At 50.3% G+C, this 23,613-nt stretch carries 19 protein-coding genes; 4 read left to right on the forward strand and 15 right to left on the reverse strand.

The window, feature by feature from the left end; all coding sequences use genetic code 11:
- Nucleotides 1-8 precede the first annotated feature (8 nt).
- From BS614_RS00405 to BS614_RS00455, 11 genes are all read right to left on the reverse strand, one after another.
- On the reverse strand, nt 9-236 hold the full coding sequence (locus BS614_RS00405; protein WP_062836929.1) for a hypothetical protein: 228 nt from the start codon (nt 234-236) through the stop codon (nt 9-11).
- A complete protein-coding gene (gene hydA / locus BS614_RS00410) occupies nt 236-1,681 on the reverse strand; it encodes a dihydropyrimidinase (RefSeq protein WP_074092548.1) in 1,446 nt (481 codons plus the stop codon). The genes BS614_RS00405 and hydA overlap by 1 nt, the downstream gene beginning before the upstream one ends.
- Nucleotides 1,678-2,973 carry an NAD-dependent dihydropyrimidine dehydrogenase subunit PreA gene (gene preA, locus BS614_RS00415; RefSeq protein WP_074092549.1) on the reverse strand — a complete coding sequence of 432 codons (1,296 nt, stop codon included), beginning with the start codon at nt 2,971-2,973 and terminating at the stop codon, nt 1,678-1,680. Before preA ends, hydA begins: the two co-directional genes overlap by 4 nt.
- 614 nt (nt 2,974-3,587) lie before the next feature.
- Entirely contained in the window at nt 3,588-4,955 is a 1,368-nt protein-coding gene (locus BS614_RS00420; RefSeq protein ID WP_074092550.1) for an NAD(P)-dependent oxidoreductase, read from the reverse strand.
- 49 nt (nt 4,956-5,004) lie between these two features.
- Nucleotides 5,005-5,886 carry a nitrilase-related carbon-nitrogen hydrolase gene (locus tag BS614_RS00425; protein WP_074092551.1) on the reverse strand — a complete coding sequence of 294 codons (882 nt, stop codon included), beginning with the start codon at nt 5,884-5,886 and terminating at the stop codon, nt 5,005-5,007.
- Nucleotides 5,887-5,890: 4 nt separating this feature from the next.
- Nucleotides 5,891-7,180, reverse strand: coding sequence for a M20 family metallo-hydrolase (locus tag BS614_RS00430; RefSeq protein WP_074092552.1), 1,290 nt, complete (start codon nt 7,178-7,180; stop codon nt 5,891-5,893).
- A 98-nt stretch (nt 7,181-7,278) separates the two neighbouring features.
- Nucleotides 7,279-8,652 (reverse strand): aspartate aminotransferase family protein, encoded by a 1,374-nt coding sequence (locus tag BS614_RS00435; protein WP_074092553.1) that lies wholly within the window; start codon nt 8,650-8,652, stop codon nt 7,279-7,281.
- A gap of 200 nt (nt 8,653-8,852) precedes the next feature.
- Entirely contained in the window at nt 8,853-9,917 is a 1,065-nt protein-coding gene (locus BS614_RS00440; RefSeq protein ID WP_074092554.1) for an ABC transporter substrate-binding protein, read from the reverse strand.
- A 140-nt stretch (nt 9,918-10,057) separates the two neighbouring features.
- Complete coding sequence (locus BS614_RS00445; RefSeq protein ID WP_244898240.1) at nt 10,058-10,996, reverse strand: ABC transporter permease; 939 nt, start codon at nt 10,994-10,996, stop codon at nt 10,058-10,060.
- Complete coding sequence (locus BS614_RS00450; RefSeq protein ID WP_074092555.1) at nt 10,993-11,805, reverse strand: ABC transporter permease; 813 nt, start codon at nt 11,803-11,805, stop codon at nt 10,993-10,995. Before BS614_RS00450 ends, BS614_RS00445 begins: the two co-directional genes overlap by 4 nt.
- Nucleotides 11,786-12,610 (reverse strand): ABC transporter ATP-binding protein, encoded by an 825-nt coding sequence (locus tag BS614_RS00455; RefSeq protein ID WP_074092556.1) that lies wholly within the window; start codon nt 12,608-12,610, stop codon nt 11,786-11,788. Before BS614_RS00455 ends, BS614_RS00450 begins: the two co-directional genes overlap by 20 nt.
- Before the next feature lie 524 nt (nt 12,611-13,134).
- Here BS614_RS00455 and BS614_RS00460 point away from each other — a divergent pair.
- The 3 genes from BS614_RS00460 to BS614_RS32310 all read left to right on the forward strand — a co-directional run bounded on the left by BS614_RS00460 (nt 13,135) and on the right by BS614_RS32310 (nt 17,694).
- Complete coding sequence (locus BS614_RS00460) at nt 13,135-15,360, forward strand: methyl-accepting chemotaxis protein (RefSeq protein WP_342351883.1); 2,226 nt, start codon at nt 13,135-13,137, stop codon at nt 15,358-15,360.
- Nucleotides 15,361-15,479: 119 nt separating this feature from the next.
- Nucleotides 15,480-16,481 (forward strand): GTP 3',8-cyclase MoaA, encoded by a 1,002-nt coding sequence (gene moaA / locus BS614_RS00465; RefSeq protein WP_074092558.1) that lies wholly within the window; start codon nt 15,480-15,482, stop codon nt 16,479-16,481.
- Between the two features lie 376 nt (nt 16,482-16,857).
- Nucleotides 16,858-17,694, forward strand: coding sequence for a methyl-accepting chemotaxis protein (locus tag BS614_RS32310; protein WP_036612668.1), 837 nt, complete (start codon nt 16,858-16,860; stop codon nt 17,692-17,694).
- A 213-nt stretch (nt 17,695-17,907) separates the two neighbouring features.
- On the opposite strand, the gene BS614_RS00475 is transcribed toward BS614_RS32310, so the two are convergent.
- Nucleotides 17,908-18,516: a LysE/ArgO family amino acid transporter gene (locus BS614_RS00475; protein ID WP_074092559.1), complete on the reverse strand. Its 609-nt coding sequence runs from the start codon at nt 18,514-18,516 to the stop codon at nt 17,908-17,910.
- 135 nt (nt 18,517-18,651) lie between these two features.
- Here BS614_RS00475 and BS614_RS00480 point away from each other — a divergent pair, with 135 nt between their 5' ends.
- Entirely contained in the window at nt 18,652-20,145 is a 1,494-nt protein-coding gene (locus BS614_RS00480) for an aminotransferase-like domain-containing protein (protein WP_074092560.1), read from the forward strand.
- Between the two features lie 159 nt (nt 20,146-20,304).
- On the opposite strand, the gene BS614_RS00485 is transcribed toward BS614_RS00480, so the two are convergent.
- From BS614_RS00485 to BS614_RS00495, 3 genes are all read right to left on the reverse strand, one after another.
- Nucleotides 20,305-21,132: a carbohydrate ABC transporter permease gene (locus tag BS614_RS00485; RefSeq protein WP_062836914.1), complete on the reverse strand. Its 828-nt coding sequence runs from the start codon at nt 21,130-21,132 to the stop codon at nt 20,305-20,307.
- Nucleotides 21,129-22,013 (reverse strand): carbohydrate ABC transporter permease, encoded by an 885-nt coding sequence (locus tag BS614_RS00490; protein ID WP_047840741.1) that lies wholly within the window; start codon nt 22,011-22,013, stop codon nt 21,129-21,131. The genes BS614_RS00485 and BS614_RS00490 overlap by 4 nt, the downstream gene beginning before the upstream one ends.
- A 179-nt stretch (nt 22,014-22,192) precedes the next feature.
- Nucleotides 22,193-23,473 (reverse strand): ABC transporter substrate-binding protein, encoded by a 1,281-nt coding sequence (locus BS614_RS00495; protein ID WP_074092561.1) that lies wholly within the window; start codon nt 23,471-23,473, stop codon nt 22,193-22,195.
- Nucleotides 23,474-23,613: the final 140 nt, after the last annotated feature.

Below are 23,613 nucleotides of genomic sequence, written 5' to 3' on the forward strand. Positions count from 1 at the left end.
AGCATGGTCTACGCTCCCCGTTGTTCCTGAAGCTGGCGAATCAGGATGTGACTGAACCACTTCCGTCCAGACGCCGTGCCCACGTATTGCTCTTGTTTCTCTTCGGGAAGATCCGGGTGCCCCCATATGACGTGAGCACCCTCCAGATGTTCCCGTACCGCATAGATCCGATAACCCTGTGCAACCATTCGCTCTATGGCGATCCTCTCGGCCTCAAACACATCATGATCCGACATCAGCTTCTCCCTCCATTCACTGCCGTCACAGGCTGTTTCATCGGTATAGGTGCGCCTGCATCATACTTGTTGCGCTTCACATATTGGCCTGCCCCTGCTGTTCCGGCATACTGCCGATCTCGAATGACATACTCCCCGCGGCACAACACCGTCATCGGACATCCCTGTACCTGCATACCTTCAAATGCACTGTAATCCACGTTCATATGATGCGTATCTGCCGAGATCACCCTGTTTACTGATGGGTCAAAAATAACGATATCCGCATCTGTCCCTACAGCCAGAGTCCCTTTCTGCGGGAATAATCCAAATAACTTGCTCGCTCTTGTCGAACATAGATCGACCCACTGATTGAGCGTGATCCGCCCCTTGACTACACCTTCCGAATACAGAATGCTTAGGCGATCTTCGATGACCGGCCCTCCGTTCGGAATTTTGCTAAAATCATCCTTGCCCAAGTCCTTCTGCCCTTTGAAATTAAACGAGCAATGATCGGAGCCAATCGTCTGCAGCTGACCACTTTTCAATGCATTCCACAGTACTTCCTGATGCGCTACTTCCCGGAGTGGTGGTGACCAAACATACTTTGCACCCTCAAAGTCCGGCTGATCCATGATCGACTGATCCAACGTCAAATACTGAGGACAGGTCTCCCCCCAGATTCGGTATCCCATTTCACGCATACGCGCGATCTGCTCCACTGCTTCCGCACAGGTCACGTGCACCACATACAACTGTGAATCCGCAAGTGCAGCCAGACGGGCCGCCCGGCCTGTCGCTTCTCCCTCCAGCATGGATGGGCGTGTTAAGGCATGATGAATTGGTTCCGTGCGCCCTTCGGCGAGCGCCTGTCGAACCAGCAGGTCAATGACATCCCCGTTCTCGGCATGAACCATGACGAGTGCGCCGTACTCTTTTGCCTTTTGCAACGTCTGGAAGAGAATCCCGTCATCCGCCTGAAACTGGTTTTTATACGCCATGAACACCTTGAAGGATGACACACCCTCTTCTTCAATGATCTGCGGCAGCTCTTCCAGCACCTGATCATTCATCTCGCCAATCATGAGATGGAAACCGTAGTCGATGGCGGCTTTACCCTCGGCTTTGGCATGCCACTCCTGGAGGGATTCGATTAATGGACGGCCTTTTTGTGTCAGACAGAAATCAATGATCGCGGTTGTACCGCCAAAGGCTGCTGCTACCGTTCCCGTCGCAAAATCATCCGCCGTTACCGTCCCACCGAAGGGCATATCCAGATGCGTATGCGGGTCGATCCCGCCCGGAATGACGTAACAGCCCGCTGCATCTACAACCTCCATTCGTTCGTCTGGCACCAGTCCGATGCCAATCTGTGTGATTTTACCCTTTTCGATCAAAATATCTGCTTCAAAGGTATCCGACGCTGTGACCAACACACCATTACGAATCAATTTGCGGGTACTCATGATATCGCCTCCTTGGTTGACTGATCTCTAACGGATTGCAGCATCGCAATCGCAGACTGACGTTCATTCCAGGTTACAGGTTCCTGCTCTGGCACAAGTTCAACCATATCAATCGCCCCATCCACCGGGCAAACAATCGAACACAGATTACAGCCAACACAGTCCTCTTCGACCACTTCCAGATAGGAGCCGGACGGGTCGGTCAACATATCAATACACTGATGCGAGGTGTCCTCACAAGCAATATGGCATTTGTTGCAATTGATGCAGACATCGCGGTTGATGCGGGCGACCACTTTGTAGTTCAGATCGAGATTGCCCCAATCCGAGTAACGCGGAACCGTCTGACCTACCAGTTCTGCAACGCTGCTCAGACCCTTTTCGTCCAAATAATCGTTCAGCCCATCAATCATGTCCTCCACAATACGGAATCCATGATGCATCGCTGCGGTACATATCTGAACCCCTGTAGCACCCATGAGCAGAAACTCTGCGGTATCCCGCCAGTCCGAGATTCCACCAATACCCGAGATCGGCACACCCACCTCCGGATTACGCGCACACTCGGCAACCATATTCAGTGCAATTGGCTTCACCGCTGGGCCACAGTATCCACCATGCGCTCCTTTGCCGCTCACATGGGGCACGGTGTTCCACGAATCCAGATCCACACCTGCCAGGGAGTTAATCGTATTGATCAGGGAGATCGCATCCGCGCCACCTCGTACAGCTGCCCGGGCTGTCGCCGTAATATCCGTGATATTTGGCGTGAGCTTCACAATCACCGGTGTAGTCGCCACTTCCTTCACCCACATCGTCTGGAGTTCAACCAGGTCCGGCTGCTGACCAGAGGCAGCTCCCATACCTCGTTCGGCCATGCCATGCGGGCAGCCAAAGTTCAGCTCTAGGCCATCGACGCCGACGGCTTCCACCTTTTTCACAATCTCATGCCACTTCTCCCGCGTAGGTTCCACCATCAGTGAAGCGACAACCGCGCGATCCGGGAATCGTTTCTTGGTCTCGGCAATCTCCCGCAGATTTACTTCCAGCGGACGGTCCGATATCAATTCTATATTGTTAAACCCCGCCACCCGTTGCCCACCAAAATGGACCGCAGCGAAACGGGAGGATGTATTGATAATTGGCTCACCCAGCGTCTTCCACACCGCGCCACCCCAGCCCGCCTCGAACGCACGCTGAACCTGATACCCCGTATTGGTCGGTGGTGCAGAAGCCAGCCAGAATGGATTGGGTGATCGAATACCTGCCAGATTAATGGATAAGTCAGCCATAACGATCCCTCCTTGGTGTTGTTTGAACTTACTATATAAGTTGAACTAAAGATTATTTACACTGACACTACGATGACAGAATAACCTTCCAATCGCTGTTATCCCCAGATTTTTTTGATTCCCTTTTCCGAAAGGGAAAATCCGGGGATAAAGGCGAACGCTTTGCTTTTTCAGGTTTTTTCTGTCCTCTCCGTTATCGTGTAAATGATTAGTTCAACTTATATAGTTACACTGGAATATTTGGTCATGCTCAGGATCTCTGCGTAGTAATGGTGTTTCTGGATAACACCTAAATTCTAACGAACCGTAGACCTCTTATTCCGTCCCTATGCGGTGAATTCAAAATCTTACGAATCGTAGCAGCCTTATTTTGCTGTATCAGCTCATTTCGGCTTCATTTCAACGATTTTTATCAAAATAAGACGTGTGAGATTCGTTAGATTTTCCAATCCTCCATAATTGCCACTATAAGGTGTGTAGGGTTCGTTAGCGTGTCAGGGACACCACACCAGACCTCTCGCTCGGATCTACACCTTCAACACTCTAGCAGTCCCTTACGCCTCTCCTTCCACGCTTTCCTTGTACTCTCCACTTCCCCTTGTCTTCCTCGCTGCTCACGCAGTCTCTTCCACCTGTCCAGGCAATGCCTTCATGACTGCGGCGGCAGCCAGCTTACCTTGCTGTGCAGCCGAGACAACCATCGCCTCACCCTGGCCCTGACCAAAAATAACATCTCCTGCCGCATAGATCTGAGGGTGTGAGGTACGGTACGTATGCGGCTCGATCTCAACGACACCCCAGTGGTGACGAAGCCCAAATGTTTCGATTAATGGTAATAAACGATGCTGTCCAATCGCCCGGATGACCGTATCACATTCAATCATGAACTCCGATCCCTCCACAGGCACGGGCAACGCACGCCCACCACCAGGCGGAGTAATCAACTCCATTTTCACGCATTCCACAGCCTGAACCCGACCGTTCTCGTCTCCAATGATACGCTGCGGCATGGTAAACCAGCGGAACTCCACACCCTCCTGCTTGGCAAAAGTATATTCAAACGCATACGCCGTCATCTGGCTTTCCCCACGCCGATATAACATCTGCACCCGCTCGGCACCAAGACGTACCGAACAGGTTGCTGCATCTACCGCCGTATTACCCGCGCCAATAACGGCGACCTTCAGACCATTCAGCGCGGGTGGAACACCCTGCTTGGTAGACTCCACCAGTTCAATCGCATCGTAGACACCTTCCAATGTCTCCCCTTCAATGCCCAGCATAGGTACAGCACCCATGCCACAGGCCAGAATGACCGCTTCATGCTGCTCAAGCAACTGCGTAGCGGGCATATCTACACCAATGCGCACCCCATAACGGATCTGTACACCAAGCGCCTCCACCTGCTCCACTTCCCATAGCGCAACCGATTCGGGCAAACGGAAGGATACGATGCCGTACGTATTCAGCCCGCCGCCTTTGGGTTTGGCCTCGTAGATCGTCACCTCGTAACCTGCACGCCCCAGTTCACGTGCCGCCGACAGTCCGGCTGGCCCCGCTCCCACAACAGCAACGGTTCTCCCATTAGCAGGGGCTGCCTGGAATAACGTCTCATTCTTCGCCCGCGCCCAGTCGGTGGCATAACGCTGCAAGTCACCAATCCGAATCGGCTTTGACGATTCGTTTAGCACACATGCACCTTCACACAATTCCCCTGTGGGACAGACACGTGCGCAGCTGGCTCCAACCGGATTCGCATCCATGATGGTGCGGGCCGAACCTTTCAGGTGCCCTGTTGATATTTTGCTAATAAAAGAAGGAATGTTGATGTCGGTTGGACAGGCTTTGATACAAGGTGCATCGTAACAGTACAGACAGCGGTTTGATTCCTCCATCGCTTCCTTGCCTGTCATGGCGGGTTTCATCTCGGCAAACCGACTCTCCCATCCATAATCGGATAACGTTGTTCCTGAGCTGTTCATCAATGTCATGCACCTCCTGAAGTTTGATCCGCGCAGCTTCCAGCTACTTTTACAGACTAACCAGATGTTCGTACGTTTCCGGCCTGCGATCGCGGTAGAACTGCCACACATTACGCACCTCACGAATCATCTCCGTATCCATCTCGCCAATAACAACCTCATCCTGATCTCTGCTGCCGATCGCTACCATTCTGCCTCGCGGGTCCACCAAGTACGACTGTCCATAAAATTCACCCATATTCCACGGCGCTTCCACGCCAACCCGGTTAATAGCTGCAACATAATAGCCGTTAGCTACCGCGTGAGCAGGCTGTTCCAGTTTCCACAGATATTCCGATGTACCCGCAACCGTAGCGGACGGATTGAACACTATTTCAGCCCCCGCCAGTCCAAGCAATCGTGCCCCTTCCGGAAAATGACGATCATAACAGATGTACACGCCGACTCTGGCGTAGGCCGTATCAAATACCGGAAACCCGAGGTTACCTGGTTTGAAATAATACTTTTCCCAGAACCCATTTGTGCCCTCACCCGCCTCCACATGCGGAATATGATGTTTGCGATATTTGCCCAGATATGAACCATCCGCATCAATGACGGCTGCCGTATTGTAATACGAAGCAATGCCCTCCACCTCATACACAGGTAAAATAATCACCACCGCAAGCTCCTTCGCCAGTTCCTGAAAACGTCTGGTCGTTGGCCCTTCCGGCACCGGTTCAGCGGATGCATACCATTTGGGATTCTGCTCTGTGCAAAAGTACGGGCCATAGAATACTTCCTGCAACCCGATGATCTTGGCGCCTCTTGCAGCAGCTTCACGGACCAGCGCAATGTGCTTCTGAACCGCAGCTTCTTTGTGCACTTCAACGGGAGCCGAACCTTCAATCTCATGAGAAGCCTGGATTAATCCGATGCTGATTTTGCCCATAACGTCACAACGCCTCCTCGGGTAAAATGATTGGTTGGTTCATTCCACTGCACATCCTCCGAATGGTGCGATACAATACTTCCGTTCCGAGTCCAATATCCTCCGGGGAGGAATATTCGCTGGGATGATGACTGATGCCGTCTTTGCTGCGGACAAAGATCATGCCATAATCACACACAAGCGAAAGGGCCAATGCATCATGGAACGGACCACTCATCAGTTCTGGCAAAGTAACCCCGATCTCTTCCGCAGATGAACGAATCACCGACTTGATTGGCTCTGCACAATACCGCGGCTCACTATTCGTATCCTCTGTCAGCGAGTAGGTTAGACCATATCGGAAACTCACATCATCCAAAATGTTCATCAATCGGGCTTCAAGCTGGTTCCTGCGCTCCATCTCCATATCTCGCAAATCAACGGTGAAGCTGACTTCCTCCGGGATGATGTTACGCGAGTCTGGAAACACCCTCAGACTACCCACCGTACCTACGGTTGGAGCTTCCGGGTCTTCTCTCACCATATCGTCAAAAGCCGCAATGACTTTGGCGCTGCCTACCAAAGCATCATGCCTCATCCCCATCGGAACGGAGCCGGCATGACCCGCCATGCCTTTCATCGTCACCGTAAGCCACAACGGACCCGAGATGCCCGTCACCAGACCTACTGGTGCATTCATCGCTTCCAGCACCGGCCCCTGCTCAATGTGCAGCTCCAGATAACTGCCTATTGAACCTGGCGGATAGATCGCTTCTTCAAAATCCGAAGGAGAACAGCCGAAGGCTTCCAGCGCCTCCCGGCGGGTCACTCCGTTTTTATCCTGCCGCTCCAGTTCACCCTCTTCCAAGTTACCGGTTATGCCACGTGAGCCAAACAGGCCTTTGTTAAAACGGGAACCCTCTTCATCGCAAAAGGCAATCACCTCAATCGGCATACGGGGCTGAATGCCATTTTCGATCAGGCATTGGACCGCTTCGAGTGCACCGAGCACACCAATTGCTCCATCATATCGACCGCCGTAAGGCTGAGAGTCGATATGGGAACCAATCATGAGGATCGGCAGCGCCTGATCCGCACCTTCGAGACGACCAATCAGATTGCCGAAGGCATCAAGTCGAGTCGTCAGACCGGCCTTTTCCATCCAGAGACGAACCTGTATGATGCCATCCATATCTTCCGGGGTCAGGGCAAGTCGGCAGACACCCGTCTCCGCGATTCGGCCAATCTGTGACAACTGCTCAATTCGCTCATTCAGCCGAAGCTGATTAATGACTTTGCCTGTTGTGGTCTGCATCCTCCCTCGCCTCCTTGCGCTTATTTATCGCGTAATGATATGAAAATTTCCAGCTCGTTTGCTAAACCGTAAACGTCTGTCGTACCTGTGTATGGCAACTAACCTGCGTCCAGACTACGGAGTGCAACGAGCAAACTTCCAGCGATCAGATCCAACTCATCCTCGGTGGTGACAAAAGGTGGGGAGATCGTCAAAATGTTTGCAAACCCCGGCACGGTATCGCCGTTCTTGCCAATCAGAATGCCGTCCCTTTTACAGCTGGCGAGTACCTTCATTACTTTATCCGCCTCCGCAGGAGAACCATCTGCTTCAATCAATTCAATGCCAAAGGCGAATCCGAATGAACGGATATCCCCCACAATGGACAGCTCCAGCAAAGGTTCCAGCTTCTCACGAAGCAGGTATCCCAGTTCTTCCGCCCGGCTGACCAGATTCTCTCGTTCCAGAATCTCCAGATTCGCCAGTGCCACCCGGCAGGATACCGGATTCCCGCCAAATGTATTCACATGGCGAAAGTGGGCATCCGGTCCGGGTTCCCGGAACGTGTCGTACAGATCGGCTCGCACCGCCGTTGCTGATAGCGGCGAATACGCACTGGTCATGCCTTTTGCCATCGTCACAATATCTGGCTGTACGCCATAGTTCTGATGACCAAACTTCTGCCCAGATCGGCCAAAACCGCAGATTACCTCATCTACAATGAGCAGCACGCCATAGCGCTGACAGATCTCTTGCACGGTACGCATATAATCCGGTGGGGGTACAATCATGCCGCCCCCTGTGATCACCGGCTCCATAATTACTGCGGCAACCGTCTCAGGACCTTCCCAACGAATCACCTCTTCATAGATGGTTGCACATTCGAGTCCGCATCCATCCTTTTTTCGTCCAAACGGACAGCGGTAACAATACGGTGGTGGAACATGAGAGAAACCTACGCCGAGTGGCTCGTATTTGATCTTGCGGGCAGCTTGCCCAGTGGCGCCCAGCGCGCCCATGGAGTTACCGTGATAGGCACGGTGACGGGAGATGAATTTGTGACGAGTAGGTTCACCATTCTGATGGTGATACTGACGGGCTATTTTGAAAGCCACCTCATTCGCATCTGAACCTGAGTTGGAGAAGAATATTCGATACTCCCCCTCAAGCCATTCATTCAGCTTCTCCGCCAGCAAAATTGCCGGTTCGTGACTCTGCGTCATCGGTACATAAGCGAGTGCTTTCATCTGTTCGTAGGCATTCCGCGCAATCTCCTCACGGCCGTGCCCCACATTCACACACCACAGTCCAGACATCGCATCCAGATAACGCGTACCATCCTGATCGGTGATCCAACTGCCCTCCCCACTCACTGCAATCATCGGATGATCGTTATGAGGCGAGATGTGATGCCATACGTATTTGCGATCCTTCTCCAGCCATTCTTCCTTCGTACTGCCAAGCGGCTGAGGCTGCTGATCTACAGAACTCATTCGTCATCCTCCTTCTATAAGCTGATCCAATATGCTTTACACATGCCCACTCCGATTGCAGTACCATCTTCCGATCGCTGTTATCCCCAGATTTTCTAGATTCATTTTTCCTTAAGGAAAAATCCGGGGATAAAGGCGCACGCTTCGCTTCCTCAGATTGGTTCTGCACTCTTCGTTCTCGTGTAAATGTTCGTCCACGCTTATTTCACCGCTTCTTCATAGATGCTTTTCTCCAGCGCTTCATCCAGGTTGGCCGCTTTTTTGATCAAACCATAATTCAGTGCAATATCCGCAGTCCGGGTAAATGACTCATCCACAAAGCTACCGACCTGCTGCTCCGTAAATCCTTCCGGGCGAATCAGCTTCGCAATCTCTTCCAGCATCGTGACCTGATGCTCACGAGTCGTACTGCCATCCGTCACATTACTCATCACGATATCCACCGTCTCATCCTGTTGATCAATGGCGTAGTTCCAGCCTTTCAAAATGGCACGGGTCACTTTGACCGCAAGCTCACGGTTGCTGTCTACCCAATCCTTTTTGGCAATCAGAGTGTCCTCCAGCATGCCAACACCGGCATCTTCAATGTTGAACACATCCAGATCGGATTCTTTCATTCCACTTTCCAGCACCACGTGATATTCGTTATAGATCGTTGCCGTCGCCACATCTACCTGATCGTTGAAAAACTGATCCATCGTGAACCCCTGCTTCACCAGTTCAATATCCTTCTTCGGATCCAGGCCATTCTTCTCCATGAACGCGAGCACCTGAAACTGCTGACTGCCAAACCAGGTACTGACCTTCTTACCTTTCATCTCAGCGGGATCAGTAATACCTAGGGACTTCTTGGCAATCAAGCGATAACTGCTCTTCTGTGAGATCTGGGCAAGCGAGACAAGCGGCAGACCGTTATCCCGGCTGACCAGCAAACTGTCTACACCCGTGATCCCCACATCGGCCGCACCATTGACTACCTGCTGCTCAATCACGATATCCGGCCCACCTGGAATAATCTCGGCATCAATGCCTTCATCTGCAAAAAAACCTTTCTCCTTCGCTGCATAAATCCCGGCAAATTGCGCCTGCGGCACCCATTTCAGTTGAATTTTCACTTTGGTTAAGGGTTGATCTGCTTCGCCCGCCCCTCCTGAACTCGCAGCAACAGGCTCAGCCGCCGGCTCGGACTTCGTAGAACATGCGCCCAACATCGTAACAACCAACAGGACCAATACCAGCAAACCCGGCTTCAACGTTTTGTACATGTACAGAACAACCCCCTGTTTATATACGATTTATCAAGCATCAGTCCGTGTTCAAAAAGTCTGCTTTTCAGTACCGTGGACTTTTTGAACAACCTCTATCAGGTATTACGATCTATGGATGGTTGATACCCTGATGTATGTTAGTGATCTGTGCGTGCACGATTCCACGGAATGAGTCGTTTTTCTGCCAGGACAACTGCTTCATACAACACAATGCCGAGCGCGGCTGCGATGACAATGCAGGACCAGGCCAAAGGCATGTTCGCCAGTCGAATCTGATCCGAGAGCAAGTACCCCAGCCCTTGGGAGGCGATGAAAAATTCACCCACAATGGCCCCGATAATACTGGTCGACATGTTGATCTTCAGACCGGCAAAGAGGGAAGGCAGGGCATGAGGCAGTCTCAGCTTCCAAAAAAACTGCATCCTGCTCGCGGCAAGGCCACTCAGCAGATCACTGTACTGCGGCTGAATGGAAGTCAGTCCTTTGAACAGGCTAACAGCCATCGCTGCCATCGTAATCACCGTGACGACTGCAATACGCGACCAGATCCCGTCTCCGAACCAATTGTTCATAATCGGGGCAAGAGCCACGATCGGAACGGCGTTCAGTGCAGACAAAACCGTAACCGCCGCCCTACCGCTTGTTGGGAAGAATGATGCGCCCGCTGCCGCCAGAGCACCCAACAGGGAGCCGAGCAGGAAGCCACCCAGCATTTCGGTTCCGCTGTACATCGCATATCGAAAGAGCATATTGGCATTTTCCTGAATGGATACCGCAATCGCGGAAGGCACGGGCAGTTGGTAGCTTTCCAGCGAGAATATCCAATGAAACAACCTGAGCTGCCAGAGGGTGAGAAACAACCCACCCGCACCCCAAGGAAGCATACTCAGTGCAACCGATCGTCCGCGAACGCCAGGGCCTGATCTGACCTTTTCGGCTTGTCCCTGTTGTCCATGAATTTCCGAACCTGGAACAGTCGTCATCTGTGAACCAGAGAGGGGCGTAGCCGCGCCAGTTACAGTAGCAATAGCCACACCTTCATCACGCTTCCGTTGCAAAACTCTACCTTCACTCATGTGGCATCGCCTCCTTTGGCCCTGAATTCAGGCTGCCAAGGGGTTAGCCAACGTTCAGCCAGACTGATGGCCAGATACGAGATCAGGCCAATGCCAATGCTAAGCATGATGGTGGCCCAGAACATGCCAACTTGGGCATGGCCGTAATATAACGAACTGACCATCAGGACGCCGAGCCCGTCGGGGGCGCCCATCAATTCCACAACGATGGAGGAGGTCACCGCCAGCGGAGCGGCTATTTTCATACCAGAAAATAGTCCCGGCAGTGCTGAGGGTAGCAGACATTTGATATATCGTGCAGTCAGTGAAGCTCCACAGGAACGCATAAGTTCCAGATGCTCTGGTGCTGCACTTTTCAATCCTTTTAATGTATGGATGATGATCGGGAAGAAAGTAACATACGCCGCCATAACAATCCGCGCCCACTCCGCGTTGTGAATGATGCCGTACACGATTGGTGCGAGACCAATAACCGGAACCATCTGTGAGGAGACAACATATGGCGATAACGTGCGCTCCAGCCAGATAGCCCCACTCATGAGTAGAGCCAGACCCAGACCAAGCAACGTTCCCCCTGCAAAACCAATGGCGGCATTGCCAAACGTGACAGCCCCCTGCTCTGCCAGCGTACCCGAGTAACGAAACAAGGCTACAAGGACATCATGCAGATAAGGAAGGCGAGACGCCGCCTGCTGGGGTGACAGGAACAATTGGAGCATCCAGGCGGCTGCTTCCCACAGTACCAATACGGCCATAATCCAGATGACGACCCAGGATCGATATCCTGGCTTAAAGAACCGCAGAGACATGAGATTCATCACGCTCCTCGTAGAAGCAATTGCGAATGGTTGTGATCATGTGGTAGAAGGCTTCCGTTTCTCTCAGTTCACTATGACGTTCGGAAGGCAGATTGACGGAATGAATGGAATGTACTTGCCCCGGATGTGCCGAGAGCACGATGATCCGGTCGGACAGAAATACGGCTTCGGGGATGCTGTGTGTGACAAAGAGGAAGGTCTTGCCTGTTGAGCGCTTGATCTCAAGCAGCTCCAATTGAAGTTTTTCTTTGGTGAATTCGTCCAAGGCGGAAAAGGGTTCATCCATGAGCAGCAATGGCGGATCAAGCGCAAGCGCACGTGCAATGGATACACGTTGCTGCATTCCTCCACTGAGTTGCCATGGATAATGGTCTGCGAAGCGGGTTAACCCTACCATTTCAAGCAGTTCACCGCTAATGCGGCGGCACTCCTTACGGCGGGTGCCGAGCAGCTCCAAAGGCAATTCCACATTGTGACGAACGGTGCGCCAATCGAACAAGGCGGGTGTCTGAAAGACAATGCCGAACTGTCGCTGTAGTCGAGCCCGCTCAGGCTCCTGACCTGCAATGCGTACGGTGCCTGAGGTGGGCTGAAGCAAATCACCTACCAGCCGGAGCAAGGTCGACTTGCCACAGCCGGAAGGGCCCAGCAGGGAGACAAACTCATTGGACTGGATCTGGAATGTAACATCCGACAAGGCAGTCACTTGTTGTGTACCTGTACCAAAAACAACGGACACATGATCTACATCAATATGGCAGGCTTCGGGGACTGTCGCTGAGGATATGGAGGACATGGGCATTCTCCTTTGTGGGAAGTTGTTTTCATTGCACACCAAGGCTGAATGGGAGGTTTATATACACAAACGTAACAGGTTTTGCTTGTTAGATAATACTATATCGCTTTGGGCGGGGATTACATTATACAGTGTGTTTTGAGTATGGGCCTGTTCATGTTACACAATGTAAAATGAAATGGATTCTCAGATACATATATGTGAGTTTTCTTCATAGATAGCTAACATACATTTCACCTAACAACAAGCGCACGATCATTTGTATTTATTGATTAAATATTCGGAAAATATGACATATGCCCTCGTATTTTTGCTCATTTTCTTGTATAAAGATTGAATAGACGTACAAGGACTTCCACCTCCACGTGAGTCAACGCTCCTGAATGATGAAGGCGGTATCACTATTCGGATTAATCACCACGCAGGTTGGATTCCTCTGTCACATATCACTTTGAAAATCACATATATAGGTCTATCCAAGGATCAGTAGAACGAAGCTTTCAAATCCAGAAATCGGGGTGGTCATGATGTTTGATTGGCTGGGATGGAGAAAAGGATTGCCGCTGTGGCGATCGTATCGGTTGAACGCACATATAAAGGAAGATGTGGAACAGATTTTTGAGGGGATTGCCGAAACGAGACGGCAGCTTATGATGGACTGGGCAGATGAACAATGGAATCACCTGGATCGTTTGCTTCAACAGATACAGTCGGTCCAATTACAGGATGTATTACAAGGTTCACAGCAACTAAGCAAACTAGATGCATGGTTTCAATCCAGTTATATTCGAGCCGTAGACAGTACGGAGCTATTCATGCTGAACGAACAGAATCAGGTGGTACTCTCTACATATAAGAAACATATTGGACAGATCTATGAAGATTACGAAGCTTTGATTGGACCAGGATTGAAGTACTCCCGAGCAGATATTCATGGGAAAAAGTGTTTGTATGGCCCATATTCCGATCCACTGACGTTGGATATTGGTCCACGCTCGTCCGCTTTTCACGATGATGTCACCTTGCTGTTTATCTCCCCAATCCTGCAGGAAGGTCGATATGTCGGTTCATTATGCAGCCGTGTTCCCGGGGATGTACTCGGTGACCTGATCCAACGAGAATCAGGTCATATCTATCCCGATTCCGGTGACAATTACCTCTTTATGGCTGAGTCGATATTACGGCCCCATCTGCAACCCGGCACCGCCTTATCCCGAAGTCGATTCGAAGACCGTACCTTTACACATGGAGAAAATCTCAAAGATGGCGTCACCACCGAATGGGGTATCGTTTCCGTCAAGGAGCATACCGAACTGGAACTCATGTTCACTGATCCGTCGACCGGAGAACTACACCCCGGAGTAGCAAACACCATTCAGAATGGTTCCAATCTGTTTGTAGCCTTTCCCGGCTACTCGGATTATCGCCATATTTCTGTGATCGGCAAAGGTATCACCTTCCAGCTGCCACACTGTCCTGATCGCTGGGGCATGATGTGTGAAGGGGATCTGGAGGAAGTGTATCGGATACGAAGCATCGGCTGGCGCCAGTTCAAGCAACACAGTCTCTTCACGCTTTTGTCAGGCGTTGCAGGAGCAGCTCTTGTCTATGCCTTCACTGGTAGTGGTTGGAGCGCGACAGCAATGGCCGCTTTTAACGTGTTATTTGGATTCTTCACTGCATTACAGCTGCATCGTAGCCAATATCAACGAGTTCATGAAGACTTGCGTCGCATCAGCCGATTTATTCGAATTAACGCCGAAGGCAGGGGTGATCTGACCCAGCGCCTGAACACGTCTGCTTTTGCCCAAGATGAATCAGGTGAACTGGCGAAGTGGATCAACAACATGATTGATTCTCTCGAAGGCATTATGCTGAAGGTACAACTTGCCACGGTAGACGTTATGGACAACCAGTATCAGATGCGAACCTCAACAGAGACAACCCAAGGCACGACTGAACGTGTGAACCACAAGCTTGGTTCGATGATTCAGGCCATTCGTACCCAACTGGAAGATCTTGACCAGGCCAAGATCGCTGCTGATCACATGCGCATAACGCTGCAACAACTGGAGACCTCTGCTACCGAACAGATCAGCGTGGCCCAGCAGGAAGTGGAACGAATCGGCGACAAAATGACCCAAATCTCAGGAGCGGTATCCGATACTAACCGTACCATCCTGTCCTTCATGGATACCATGAAAGAGATTTACCGTGCACTGGCTGTCATTGATGAAATTTCAGCTCAGACCAACCTGCTGGCTCTGAATGCTACAATTGAAGCCGCACGCGTAGGCGAACATGGCCAAGGGTTCTCGGTCGTGGCAGGGGAAATCCGCAAGCTAGCCGAGTTATCCCGCTCTTCAACTGAAAATATTCATCAGATTCTGGACCGAATCTCAACGGCAGCAGGAGCGGCATCTCAATTAATCACAGAGGGTGATCAGGTACTGGCTGAAGGAACAACACTGGTTCAGGCCGCTTCGCAACTTCTGCAAAATGCTACCGCTGAAGAACCTGAACGCACACAAGTCGTGGATCAAGTGGTCATGCTGATGGAGAATATTGCTGCAATCAGCCATCAAAATCGGGCGACATCTGCTGAGGTAGAAGCAGAGATGATGGAGCTGATCCGTGATATGTTGCAGGTTCAGCATTCTTCGCATAATGTGGAAGCCATTACGGTCTTTCTGCAACAACTCGTGGGACAATTCCATCTGAATCACCCCGCCAAAAATGCTGTCATCTGACGTCATCGTTGACGCGGATTGGAGAAATAGCTAAAATTTGATGCAACTGTTCCTTTTGAAATTGTCGTATCATTTATAATAGAAGATTTCCAATCTGAACCGATGAAAGGGTGGTCTGCATGGAACTGCTTCAGGATTCATTTGGCCGGATACATGACTACATCCGTATTTCTGTTACGGACCGCTGTAATTTACGCTGTGTGTATTGCATGCCCGCAGAGGGTATGGAGTTTGCTCCACATGATGAGATTATGAGCTACGAAGAGATCGCACAGGTGCTGAAGGTGCTTGCTCCGATGGGCATGCGCAAAGTCCGACTCACCGGGGGCGAACCGTTGGTACGGAAGGATCTGCACAAGCTCGTCAGCATGATCTCCGCAATTGACGGGATTGACGATATTGCCCTGACTACCAATGCTCTTCTACTGGACAAACAAGCTCAGGCGTTGAAAGATGCTGGGTTAAACCGGATTAACATCAGTCTGGATTCCCTGCGCGCTGATCGCTTCTCCATGATTACCCGCGGTGGAGATGTGAACAAGGTGCTGAAAGGCATTGAAGCTGCAACAGCTGCTGGCCTTGCTCCGATCAAGCTGAATGTTGTGCTGATGAAGGGTATCAACGATGATGAGATCAAGGATTTTATTGCTATGACGATTGATCAACCTCTTCATGTGCGTTTTATTGAATATATGCCGATTGGACAGGCTTCGGATTCATGGCGCAAATCTTATTTGCCGCTGGAAGCCGTGACTGATGTATGTGCTGAAGCAGGCTGGACGGTAGAAAATACAACAGGCCCTGCGGGCAATGGCCCATCACGCAATATGAAAATTGCGGGCTCCGAAGGCACATTTGGATTGATTCATCCCGTGAGCGATCACTTCTGTGACAACTGCAACCGACTTCGGTTGACCGCTGACGGACATATCAAAGCCTGCCTCTACTGGTCCGATGAGTATAATGTTCGCCGCTTCGTGGATGATCCGCATGCCATGGCGGCACTTTTCCTCAAAGCGCTGGGTACGAAACCAAAGAATCATGAGATGGCTCTGGCTTTGGAACAAAAAATGCAATCGCACACGCCGACGGTACGCCGCATGTCCCAGATTGGCGGATAACAACAGTACGCAATATAACTCAACCGCGTATTCCTGCATATGGATATATATCTGTACCGTCAGGATGACCTCTTCACACAACGGAAGAGGTAACGCTGGCGCAGTGACCCCTTACGTGAATCAGCATTCATAACGTGAAGTGGAGCGTGTCACAAGGAATAGGCGAATACCCCAAGCAGACAAGAACATGATGTTCTTGTCTGCTTTTTCGTTATATTTTCATAAATTTCTGAAAAACTCCAATTCCCCTGTTTCAATTGTTGAAAATTTAATTAATATACGTTATGCCCTTGTTGGGTCTTCAAGATCAACCTCATTCTGACGATGTATACAATACATCTAGATGATACATATACATTATAGGAGCTGAACCTTATTGAACATCGTTGAAGCACTCGTTGCAGCAAGTCCATATTTTAAAATTATGCTGAAAGAACACGATATCATGATTGCGGTAACCGACACGGAGAAGTTCTGGTATTATGTTCCCAGCAACGAACTCGATCTGGGCATCAAGGCTGGAGACCCCGTTTCCCTCGATGACCCTACACTACGCCGGGCACTTATACATGGGGAAACTTCAGCGAACCGTATTGATGCGAAATTCTATGGCACATCAATCAACTCGGCGGCCACCCCACTTCGGGATGAACAAGGAAATATCGTGGGCACACTTGCCATTGGTTTCTCTCTTCAGAACGAGGAAAAACTGGAGTACTTCACTGAATTGATCGGCGGTATCAGCGGAAAATTAACAGATATGGTGCAGACGGTAGCCGCCCAATCCGAGCAATTGACGGCATCTTCCACGCAGATTTTGGATAATACCCGCATGGCTGTGCAGAACTCAGGCGAAGTGAACAAAGTCGCCGCATTCATCCGTGAAATCTCAGAACAGACCAATCTGCTCGGCCTGAATGCAGCCATCGAAGCGGCCCGAGCAGGTGAAGCAGGCGCCGGATTCAGCGTCGTTGCATCTGAAGTGCGTAAACTTTCTACAGGTACCAAAGAAGCTACGGTGAATATCGAACGTTCCTTGAAGGATGTTCAGCATTCCATTCAGCAGATGGAGCAGGAGATCACATCCATCTCACAGTCTAGCAATCAACAAGCGGTGCTGGTAACCGAGTTCAGCGAGGTCATTGATCAGTTGAACAGTGTAAGCCGTGATCTGAAAGTGTTTATTGAATCCATGTTGCTGAAGGCGGAATAGATCCGATTACGATGAGCTTAACTCAAATGACTAACCATATATAAGAGACGCAATACCGATGCATTATCGAGCACTACATATTCCTACTCAATAACTAATTCAACAGGCTATGCTGATTACCAAATTCAGCATCCACATTGAACTCTCCGTGCGATTAACGTCACGGGGAGTTTTTTTATTTTAACAAGTTGTGCCAGCCGCATCACGGTCCTTCTATGAATAGATGAGCTTCCACAGCATCATACACGCAAGCCCAACCATGACCACAGCGGAGAACCGATTAAACACCAGACTGATGCGTCCAGTTCGATCCGTTCTGCCAATCACCCTGCCTGCGCCTGCAAGTCCCAAGAACCATATCCACGATACAGCCGCGGCTGTTAGGGCAAAATAAATGCGCTCCACCCCTTCATACTGAAGTGAACTGGTGCCAATCACGGCAACCATATCCAGCAGAGCATGAGGATTGAGTAAAGATACCGATGCGGCAAACGCAATCTGTCGCCCTGCTGACATTACCGTTTGCGAACCTTCCACAGATTCGGACGACCTCCAAATACTCCATGCCATATATAGCAGAAACAAGCTTCCTACTGCATACATCACATTCGCTAGCAATGGCCATTGCAGCAAAATGAGCGACACCCCTCCAACGGCTGCCCCGATCAACAGCGTATCACTGACCCCTGCCGTTATTACAACAGGCAGAGCATCAATGTAACGTCTTTGTCTCATGCCTTGGTTAAAAATAAATACATTCTGCACACCCAGTGGCAAGATCAGGCCAAACGCCAGAACCACTGCATGAATAACAACCTCCATTGTTCTTCCCCCTTATCTCTGTCCTCCATAGTAGGACAGATGATGGCCTACGTAACCAACCACTTGGATGGCATCAGACCCAACCAAATGATATAGTGTTTGTTACAAAGATAAACGGAGGTGACTCTGCCAGTTATGGAACGTTCTGATTCTCGGCTAAACATGGGGTGGAAGCCGAATCCCTCTCTCGACTTGCCCTTGTATCGCCAGATTGAAGCCTATGTTCGGCAGAAAATCACAACGGGCGAATGGTCAGCAGGATATCGTCTCCCCTCACAGCGAATATGGGCTGAGTCCATGGGCGTAAACCGCAGTACATTGGTCACTGCCCTTGATAATCTGGCCGCCGCTGGTCTGATTGAAGGCAGACATGGCGGGGGAACTTATATTTCCGGCTCCGGTTGGCATGGCATAGCTCATGGAGCGACGCCCAACTGGAATGAAGCCATTGAGGAGGGCTGGTATTATCCCAACCTGCCCGAGATCCAGCAGATTAATCAGGCTGAATTCAGGCCTGGCATCATACGGCTCGGTACAGGGGAGCTTGCCCCGGAGCTGATGCCTCAGGATGCTTTTAGCGATATTCTACACTCCCTGTCCCAGCGTTCTCGTACACTCAACTACCTGGAACCTCAAGGAAGCCTGGAGCTTCGTGAGGCTTTGTCCGTCCATTTGCAGGCTACTGGCATTCAAGCCTCTCCAGATTCCATACTGATCGTATCGGGTTCTCTTCAGGCACTGCATTTGATTTCGGTCGGACTGCTCCCTCGCGGATCAGCGGTTCTGCTGGAAAAACCGTCGTATCTCTATTCGATTCACGCCTTTCAGTCAGCAGGGTTGAAAATGAGTGGTATCCCGATGGATAACGAAGGCGTACACATTGCACGTCTGGAGGACGCGGCGCAGCATGTCAAAGATCAAGATCACATCTCGCTTCTCTATACGATCCCGAGCTTTCACAATCCCACTGGCTCTGTCATGAGTGATCACCGCCGGGAAGAACTCATGTACACCGCTCGAACATTAGGCATCTCCATACTGGAGGATGCCGCTTACAGTGATCTGTGGTTGGATAAACCTCCTCCGTCATCGCTGAAGGCGCGTGACCAGGAAGGACGGGTGCTGCATATGGGCACCCTGTCAAAGGCAGTCAGTCCTGGACTGCGCCTCGGATGGCTGGTTGGGCCAGAGCCGGTCATTCGCCGTCTCGCCGATATCAAGATGCAGACCGATTATGGTACCAGTTCACTCGCCCAAGAAGCTTCTGCCCTGTGGTTCGCAGAAGGACATCACGCTGGACATATGGAACGCCTTCGCCCTGAACTACGCAGACGCAGAGATACCATGCTGGAGCTGCTTCAACGTCACTTTCATGGTATTGCGGAGTGGGAAATACCCGCTGGTGGATTTTACATCTGGCTGCAATTCACCGTATCCCCTCTCTCTATCCGCCAATTGTTCCATACCTGTCTGGAGCAAAATGTACTAATCCACCCGGGCTATCTGTATGACCGCTTGGACGCAAGTCACATTCGGCTGTCTTACGCCTATGCTTCCCCTGATGAGATGGAACGTGGACTACAATGCCTGGCAGAGGCCGTCCACAGACTTATAGACTCTAGCTCCTGACTTCGACGAATACTGTTTCCTGATTTCACCACAAAAAAACAGCCTTGACCTGGAAGGACCATGTCCTTCAGATCAAGGCTATTCGCGTAAGTTTCGTAAGTTTGTCCGAATACCAGTACGGGCAAATACCAGCTGCGCTGCGGGATACCTTTGAATGTTTTACCCTTTGACCGCACCCTCCGCAATCCCCTCCATGATAAACTTCTGGAAGAACGCATAGATCAGAATAACTGGAATCGCAGTCAGTACCAGGGAGGACAGAATCAACGGCCATTCCTTGTTATATTCACCAAACAGCATGTTCGTGGACAGAATCAGCGTATAACGATTCACATCGGTCAACATGAGCAGTGGCAGCAAGAAGTCATTCCAGATCCACAGGAAGTCCAGAATTGCGATGGTGACTGTGATCGGAAGCAGCAGCGGGAAGATAATCTGGAAGAACGTCTGGAACTCATTACATCCGTCAATCTGAGCCGACTCCTCCAATTCACGCGGAATGGACTTCACAAACCCGTGATAGAGGAAGATTGCCATGTTCACACCAAGCCCGATATAGATCAGGGCCAATCCGTACGTGCTTCCTTGCACCCCCATGCCTTTGGCTACCCGTGTCAGCGGAATCATGATTGAGTGGAACGGTACCAGCATGGATGCAACAAACAGGAAGAAGATCAGGTTGCTCAAGCGGCCTGAGGTACGTGACAACTTGTATCCCGCAAGTGAGGCACAGAAGACGATTCCCCCGATCCCCAGAAAGGATACAATCGCCGAGTTCATCGAACTGCCCAACAGATTGATTTTGTTAAACGCGTCCGAATAATTCTCCCAGTGCAACGTTGTTGGCAGCGCGATAAAGGATTGGAACATCTCACCTTGTGTTTTGAAAGAGTTCACCACGGCCATGTAGATCGGCAGCATAGCGACGAGAGAGCCCAGAATCAGCAGCAGTCGAATCAGATAACTGTTCAGTCGTTGCATCCTCATGCTTCCACCTCTTTCTTCTTCATGACGGTGATCTGGATGAGTGTAAAGATGAGTACGATGATGAACAGCACAACCGATTTGGCACTCGCATAGCCATATCTGAAGTTGTTGGAGAACGCTTCTTCATAGATATTCATCGTGATCACCTGCGTGGCCCGGCCCGGTCCACCACCAGTCAGTCCATACACCACTTCAAACACTTTGAATGCTCCGTTCAGCGTCAGGAAGAAACAGATGGTCACGGCATGAGTAATCATTGGCAACACCACATTGCGCAGTACCTGGAATGCGTTGGCCCCATCAATAACAGCCGCTTCTTTGAGACTTTTCGGTACACCCTGGAGAGCAGCCAGATAGATGATCATCATATACCCTACACCGTTCCAGAGCGATACGATCAGAATGGAGTAAAATGAAAACTTCGGATCACCCAGCCATTGCTGGTCGAGGAACGAGAAAGCCAGTTTCTCTGCGAGCTGTGGCAGCACCTGAGAGAAGATGAATGTCCACATGAAAGCACTGATGATTGTACTGATCATGTTAGGCATGAAGAACAGCGTCCGGAAAAGCCCTTTGCTACGCGTCCGTGACTCAATCAACACGGCGAGTAACAAGGCAATTCCATTTTGCAGAATCAGCATAAATATTACATATTTCATCGTGAACCACAGGGAATTCAGAAAGTCGGGATCTTCTTTGAACAATTCCACAAAGTTGCCCAGACCGATAAAGCTGTAATCCTGATTGAGTCCGTTCCAATCCGTCAGACTATAGAACATGCCACTGAACGTGGGATACAGCAGGAAAATCGCATAGATGACAAAGGCAGGCGCAGTGAACGCGAGCAGTGACAGATACTTCTTGAACACATTCGTAGCCATTGGTTCTCCCCCTTTTCACTCGAAGCGGATGATTGTAAACGAGGGAACGAAGAACGTTCTGCCTGCCGTATCATCTGCTTGGAGACTGCGACGAAACAAAGTACCGCTCATTTGTTGACAAAACTCTCAGACCGTTGAGATTTGCCAACAAAAGCGGATACTCCATTCCTCACAGCTCCTTACTTGTTGACTTTGTTGTAGGATTTCCACGCCTTGTCGAGCGCATCGATAACCTGCTGTTGATTTAATTGCCCAGAGTAGTAGCCTTGCAACGCTTTGCCTGACTCGTCTTTCACCGCTTGAGGGAGGGATGGGTCCTCATAAGCTTTACCTTCACTCACATATTTCTGGGCATCGTCTACCCACGGGAAGCTCTTGAAGTCATGGATCTTGGCAATCGGATTGAACTTGAGTGCTTCGAAGAATGCACTTGAATCCTTGTCATCGAGAATGTAGTTCACGAAATCGAGTGCCACTTCTTTGTTTTTGCTAGATGACGATACTGCCAGTGAAGTGGAGGTGCTCAGATTGATTTTGGTATCATCCGGATTGTCATTGATCGGCATTGGTGCTACACCAAAGTTCAAGTCCGGGTTGGACTTCAGGATGGTTTCGGCAAACCATGGTCCTTGAATCCACATCGCGGCGCTTCCTGATGCGAAGGCTGCTGAACCATCATCTCCGCCCACTTCCAGCGCTTTGTCCGTTCCATTGGCATTGACGAGATCAAAGATATCAAACAATGCTTTCATATCGGAGAAGGAGCCCTGATCCTGATTCATCTTCTCCACGAAGTCTTTGTGCTCAGACTGAGTTAATGCACCCACGGTAAGTGGCAGAAATAATTGCGGAATCCAGGCTTCTTTGTAGGATAGTTCAAACGGTGTAATGTTGGCTGCTTTGAGTTTCTCCACGACCGCTTTCATTTCTGTTAACGTCGTTGGCACTTCCAGCCCTTGCTCTTCAAAAATATCTTTATTGTACAAATAGCCCCATGATACTGTTTCCAATGGAATAGCTACGATTTTACCCTCCGCATTCGTTATGGAAGGTTTAACCGAATCCAGCAGCTTATCGACAAAAGGTTGGCCCGACAGGTCTTCCAGATAACCAGCTTTGCTGAATGGTGGAATCTCATTGACTGCATGCAGGGCGAACACATCCGGTGCATCATTGGAGGCGAGGCGAGTCTTCAGAATCTGAGGTGCATTGTCCGCTGGCGGCATCTCCAGTTGCACGTTCACCTCAATGTTTTTCTCTGCTTTCTCCTTGGCTTTGAACTGTTCTATATATTTATCGTAATGTTCTTTCAGCCGAGGTTGTGCAACGAACACTTTGAGTGATACCGTGCTGCCTGATGCCAATTCCTCCTGCCCATTGTCCGTTCCTGCATTGGAACCGCAACCTGCGAGCAGAACACTGACCAGTACTGTACTTGCTACGCTTTTCCATACTTTCATCTCTTATGACCTCCCGGTGTGTAACTGGTTTGTCTTTCATAGGATCATTATATATCAGAAAATGAAAGCGCTTCATTGGACAAAATTAGACTTGTGTATTGGATTATTTTAAACCTTAATCCTGCCGCAAATGCTCTCTC

Source organism: Paenibacillus xylanexedens (assembly GCF_001908275.1).
Lineage (GTDB): Bacteria > Bacillota > Bacilli > Paenibacillales > Paenibacillaceae > Paenibacillus > Paenibacillus xylanexedens_A.

Coding starts and splice junctions, on each gene's coding strand:
- BS614_RS00405 (WP_062836929.1), bottom strand. CDS start 236: ATGTCGGATCATGATGTGTTTGAGGCCGAGAGGATCGCCATAGAGCGA.
- hydA (WP_074092548.1), bottom strand. CDS start 1,681: ATGAGTACCCGCAAATTGATTCGTAATGGTGTGTTGGTCACAGCGTCG.
- preA (WP_074092549.1), bottom strand. CDS start 2,973: ATGGCTGACTTATCCATTAATCTGGCAGGTATTCGATCACCCAATCCA.
- BS614_RS00420 (WP_074092550.1), bottom strand. CDS start 4,955: ATGAACAGCTCAGGAACAACGTTATCCGATTATGGATGGGAGAGTCGG.
- BS614_RS00425 (WP_074092551.1), bottom strand. CDS start 5,886: ATGGGCAAAATCAGCATCGGATTAATCCAGGCTTCTCATGAGATTGAA.
- BS614_RS00430 (WP_074092552.1), bottom strand. CDS start 7,180: ATGCAGACCACAACAGGCAAAGTCATTAATCAGCTTCGGCTGAATGAG.
- BS614_RS00435 (WP_074092553.1), bottom strand. CDS start 8,652: ATGAGTTCTGTAGATCAGCAGCCTCAGCCGCTTGGCAGTACGAAGGAA.
- BS614_RS00440 (WP_074092554.1), bottom strand. CDS start 9,917: ATGTACAAAACGTTGAAGCCGGGTTTGCTGGTATTGGTCCTGTTGGTT.
- BS614_RS00445 (WP_244898240.1), bottom strand. CDS start 10,996: ATGAGTGAAGGTAGAGTTTTGCAACGGAAGCGTGATGAAGGTGTGGCT.
- BS614_RS00450 (WP_074092555.1), bottom strand. CDS start 11,805: ATGTCTCTGCGGTTCTTTAAGCCAGGATATCGATCCTGGGTCGTCATC.
- BS614_RS00455 (WP_074092556.1), bottom strand. CDS start 12,610: ATGTCCTCCATATCCTCAGCGACAGTCCCCGAAGCCTGCCATATTGAT.
- BS614_RS00460 (WP_342351883.1), top strand. CDS start 13,135: ATGATGTTTGATTGGCTGGGATGGAGAAAAGGATTGCCGCTGTGGCGA.
- moaA (WP_074092558.1), top strand. CDS start 15,480: ATGGAACTGCTTCAGGATTCATTTGGCCGGATACATGACTACATCCGT.
- BS614_RS00475 (WP_074092559.1), bottom strand. CDS start 18,516: ATGGAGGTTGTTATTCATGCAGTGGTTCTGGCGTTTGGCCTGATCTTG.
- BS614_RS00480 (WP_074092560.1), top strand. CDS start 18,652: ATGGAACGTTCTGATTCTCGGCTAAACATGGGGTGGAAGCCGAATCCC.
- BS614_RS00485 (WP_062836914.1), bottom strand. CDS start 21,132: ATGAGGATGCAACGACTGAACAGTTATCTGATTCGACTGCTGCTGATT.
- BS614_RS00490 (WP_047840741.1), bottom strand. CDS start 22,013: ATGGCTACGAATGTGTTCAAGAAGTATCTGTCACTGCTCGCGTTCACT.
- BS614_RS00495 (WP_074092561.1), bottom strand. CDS start 23,473: ATGAAAGTATGGAAAAGCGTAGCAAGTACAGTACTGGTCAGTGTTCTG.